The 4,343-nt window shown below is 76.9% G+C and carries 4 protein-coding genes; 2 read left to right on the forward strand and 2 right to left on the reverse strand.

Annotated elements, in window-relative coordinates; translation table 11 throughout:
* Both G3I42_RS14710 and G3I42_RS14715 read right to left on the reverse strand, forming a co-directional pair.
* Positions 1-406: CbiX/SirB N-terminal domain-containing protein (locus G3I42_RS14710; protein ID WP_203606819.1), on the reverse strand; the 406-nt coding region annotated here is incomplete at its 3' end.
* A 5-nt stretch (positions 407-411) separates the two neighbouring features.
* Complete coding sequence (locus G3I42_RS14715) at positions 412-1,542, reverse strand: uroporphyrinogen-III synthase (RefSeq protein ID WP_164286104.1); 1,131 nt, start codon at positions 1,540-1,542, stop codon at positions 412-414.
* 191 nt (positions 1,543-1,733) lie between these two features.
* Between G3I42_RS14715 and G3I42_RS14720 the strand changes: the two genes are divergently transcribed.
* On the forward strand, positions 1,734-3,911 hold the full coding sequence (locus G3I42_RS14720; RefSeq protein ID WP_164286106.1) for a molybdopterin oxidoreductase family protein: 2,178 nt from the start codon (positions 1,734-1,736) through the stop codon (positions 3,909-3,911).
* On the forward strand, positions 3,908-4,343 hold a 436-nt coding region (locus G3I42_RS14725; protein ID WP_164286108.1), incomplete at its 3' end, for an FAD-dependent oxidoreductase. The genes G3I42_RS14720 and G3I42_RS14725, both read left to right, overlap by 4 nt.

Consider the following 4,343-nt stretch of genomic DNA (forward strand, 5'->3'; position numbering starts at 1 on the left):
GGCCCGCCCGGCGGCCCGCCTCCTCCAGCCGCGCCGCCAGAGCCTTCGCGAGCAGGGGCGAGGGGCCCAGCGCCTGCGCCACCGTGACGTCCGCCCGGCCGCTCTCCGCGAGCAGGGTCGGGATGTCGGCCCGTACGTGGTAGCCCCGCGCGAGCAGCAGCGGTACGGCCACGACGGGCCCCGTCAGCGCGGCGAGCGCTTCCGGTACGGACGGTTGCACGAGGCCGAGCCAGGCCAGCTCGACGCGCACCTCCGGCCGTGCCAGTCGTACCCGGTCCACCAAGTCCCTTACCACCCGGACCCCTTCGGGATCACGCGTGCCGTGCGCGAGCGCGAGGAGCGTGGGAGCCCGGAGCAGGGCCCCTCGCGGCGCCCTGCTCCGTCCCGTCCCGCCGTGCGTTTCCACCCCCCTCACCTCCCCGCCTCCAGCCGATACCCCCGCTTCGGCACCGTCCGGACCAGTCCCGCCAGCGGTCCCAGTGCCGCGCGCAGGCGCGTCACCGCTGTCTCCACCGCGTGTTCGTCCGCCTCCTGGCCCGGCCAGACGCGGCGGAGCAGGTCGGGGCGGCTCACGACCCAGCCGGGGCGTTCGGCGAGGGCGCGCAGGACGCCCGCCGAGGTCGGCGTGAGCCATACCGCCTCCTCGCCCAGGAGCAACGCGTTGCCCTGGAGGGTCAGTTCGCCGTCCGGCGTGGGGATGGAGTGGCGGTCGCGGGCGGGGAGTTCGGCGGTCAGCAGGTGCACCATCGCGCCGAGCCTGCCCCGTTCGGGCCAGATGGGCTCGACTCCCGCGTCGTGCAGGGGCCTTGCGCACACCGGCCCCACGCACAGCGGCAGCACGTCCGTGCGCAGGCGGGCGAGGACCGCCTCGTAGCGGCCCGTCGCCGCCGCCTGGTCCAGGAAGGACGTGATCGCGGGTGCCGAGGTGAACAGCAGCGCGTGCACGTCGCCCCGCGCTGTCGACTCCGCGAGCCGCCGCGCCGGGTCGAGATCCTCGGCCGGAGCCCACCGGTAGACGGGCACCTCGACGACCTCCGCGCCGCGCTCCCGCAGTGCCGCGACGAACCCCGGCAGCGGAGTGCCGTGCTCCTGCACCGCGACGCGCCGCCCCGCCAGCTCGTGCCCGAGCAGGTGGTCGCGCAGTTCGTCCACCGCCTCCGAGGCGGGCGACCACGCCTCCGTCATCCCGCTCGCCCGCACCGCCCCCGTCGCCTTCGGCCCGCGCGAGAGCACCCGCGCCTCGCGGCACGCCGCCGTCAGCGCCGCGCCGCGCCCCCAGCCCTCGGCCGCGCTCATCCAGCCGCGCCAGCCGACGCCCGTCGTCGCCACGACGTAGTCGAGCGGGGCGGCGAGACACCGCTCCGTCGCCGCGCGCAACTCCGCGTCGTTCTCCAGCGGCACGATGCGCAGCGTCGGCGCCTCGACCACCCTGGCCCCGCGCCGCCGCAGCAGCGCGGTCAGTTCCTCGCGTCTGCGGGCCGCCGTCACGCCCACCGTGAAACCGGTGAGCGCCGCGGCCGTCTCCCTCGTACCGGCCTTCATGACCGCAGGCTCCGCGCGCGCCGTTTCCCGGCCGTTGCCCCATGATCACGGCCGGGTTACCGCCCCGGCCCGCCGTGTTACGGAAGATGTCGTACGCCGCACCGCGCCCGGGAGGCGCTGTGCGCGAGCCGTACCGCGCGGGCAACGCGCCCGCCCCGCCGGCGAAACCGCCCCCCGCGAGGCTCGGACGCATGACCACGACCGGGACCGCGACCGAGACCACGACCGAGACCCACTGCCCGTACTGCGCCCTCCAGTGCGGGATGCGGCTGCGCGTGCCGGTCGACGGCGGGGTGCCCGAGGTCTCCGGGCGCGAGGAATTCCCCGTCAACCGGGGCGCGTTGTGCGGCAAGGGGCAGAACGCGGCGGCCGTCCTCGCCCCCGGCGCGCGCCTCACCGAACCCCTGGTGCGCGATGCGGCGGGCGCGCTGCGGCCCGCGACGTGGGACGAGGCGCTCGACCGGGTCGCCGCCGCCTTCCGCGACACCGCCGCCGAGCACGGCCGCGCCGCCGTCGGGGTCTTCGGCGGGGGCGGGCTCACCAACGAAAAGGCTTACCTGCTCGGCAAGTTCGCGCGCGTCGCGCTCCGTACCCCGGCGATCGACTACAACGGCCGCTTCTGCATGTCCTCGGCCGCCGCCGCCTCGCGCGCCGCCTTCGGCCTCGACCGCGGCCTGCCCTTCCCGCTCGCCGACATCCCCCGCACCGGCTGCGTGCTCCTCGTCGGCTCCAACCCGGCCGACACGATGCCGCCCGCCGTCCGGTACCTGCGCGAACTGCGGGAGAACGGCGGCACGTTGATCGTCATCGACCCGCGCCGCACCCGCACGGCCGAGCTGGCCGACCTCCACCTCCAGCCGCTGCCCGGCACGGACCTGGCGCTCGCGCTCGGCCTCCTCCACCTCGTCATCGCGGGCGGGCACGTCGACAAGGACTTCGTCGCGGAACGCACGCACGGGTTCGACGCCGCGCGCGCCGCCGCGATGGCGCACTGGCCCGAACGCGTCGAAGCCCTCACCGGCGTCTCCGTCTCCCAACTACGGGAAGCCACCGACCTCTTCACCGCGCCCGAGCACGCCATGGTGCTCACCGCGCGCGGCCCCGAGCAGCAGAGCAAAGGCACCGCGACGGTCGGCGCGTGGATCGACCTGTGCCTCGCGACGGGACGCGCCGGGCGCCCGTACAGCGGGTACGGCTGCCTCACCGGGCAGGGCAACGGGCAGGGCGGACGCGAACACGGCCAGAAGGCCGACCAGTTGCCCGGCTACCGCTCGCTCACCGACCCCGCCGACCGCGCGGCCGTCGCCGCCGTGTGGGGGGTCGCGCCCGAGGAGCTGCCGGGGGCGGGCACCTCGGCGTACGAACTCCTCGACCGGGCCGGGCGGCCGGACGGGGTACGGAGCCTGCTCGTCATGGGCTCCAACCCCGTCGTCTCCGCGCCCGACGCCGGACACGTCACCGAGCGCCTGCGCGCCCTCGACCACCTCGTGGTGTGCGACGTCGTGCTCTCCGAGACGGCCCGGCTCGCCGACGTCGTCCTGCCCGTGGCCCAGTGGGCGGAGGAGACGGGCACCCTCACCAACCTGGAGGGCCGCGTCCTGCTGCGCCGCGCCGCGCTCGACCCGCCCGCCGGGGTACGCACCGACCTCCACGTCCTGCACGCGCTCGCCGCCCGCCTCGGACACCCGGGCGGCTTCCCCGAGGACCCCGAGGAGGTCTTCGCCGAACTGCGCCGCGCCACCGAGGGCGCCCCCGCCGACTACGCGGGCATCTCCTACGCGCGGCTCGCGGCCGGCGAGGCCCTGCACTGGCCCTGCCCCGCGCCCGCCCACCCCGGCACCCCGCGCCTTTTCCTCGACCGCTTCGCCCACCCCGACGGCCGCGCCCGCTTCGCCGCGCCCTCCCACCGCCCCGCCGCCGAGGAACCCGACGCCGCCTACCCCCTGCGCCTCACCACGGGCCGCACCGTGCACCACTACCAGTCCGGCGCCCAGACCCGCCGCGTCCCCGCCCTCACGACGGCGGACCCCGGCCCGTACGTCGAGATCCACCCGCACCTCGCGGCGAGCCTCGGCGCCACCGAGGGCGCGCCGCTCACCGTGACGAGCCGCCGCGGCACCGTCACCGCTCCGACCCGCCTGAGCACCGCGATCCGCCCCGACACCGTCTTCATGCCCTTCCACTGGCCCGGCGCGGGCCGCGCCAACACCCTCACGAACCCGGCGCTCGACCCGGTCTCGCGGATGCCGGAGTTCAAGGTGTGCGCGGTACGGGTGGAGGCGGCGGCGCCGGCTCCCGAGGACGGCACGCGAGACCGCGTACGAGACCTCGCGCCGAACGGCGCCCCGCGTCCCGAGGCCGCCCGATGAGCGCCCGTATCGCCGTCGTCGGCGCCGGGATGGCCGCCGCCCGCTTCGCCCAGCAACTCGCCGAGCACGGCGCCGACGCCGAGGTCACGCTGTACGGCGGGGAGCCGGTCGCCCCGTACAACCGGGCGCTCGTCGCCGATGTGCTCACCGGGCTCCACCGCCCCGCCGACCTCGCCCTGCCCACCGGCGAGGCGCGCGTGCGCACCGGGAACGAGGTCGTCGCGCTCGACGTCGCCGGGCGCACGCTCCGCCTCGCGGACGGGAGCGAGGAGCCGTACGACGACGTCGTCCTCGCCACCGGAGCGAACCCCGTACTGCCGCCCCTGCGCGGCCTGTTCGGCCCGGACGGCGGGCTGCGCCCCGGGCTGCACGCCCTCAGGTCGCTCGCCGACTGCGCCCGCATCGCCGCCGACGCCGCCACCGCGCGCCGCG

Source organism: Streptomyces sp. SID11385 (assembly GCF_010548245.1).
Classification (GTDB): Bacteria; Actinomycetota; Actinomycetes; order Streptomycetales; family Streptomycetaceae; genus Streptomyces.

Bases quoted from the DNA above. Each gene is read 5' to 3' on its own strand.
- G3I42_RS14715 (WP_164286104.1), bottom strand. From the start codon at position 1,542: ATGAAGGCCGGTACGAGGGAGACGGCCGCGGCGCTCACCGGTTTCACG.
- G3I42_RS14720 (WP_164286106.1), top strand. From the start codon at position 1,734: ATGACCACGACCGGGACCGCGACCGAGACCACGACCGAGACCCACTGC.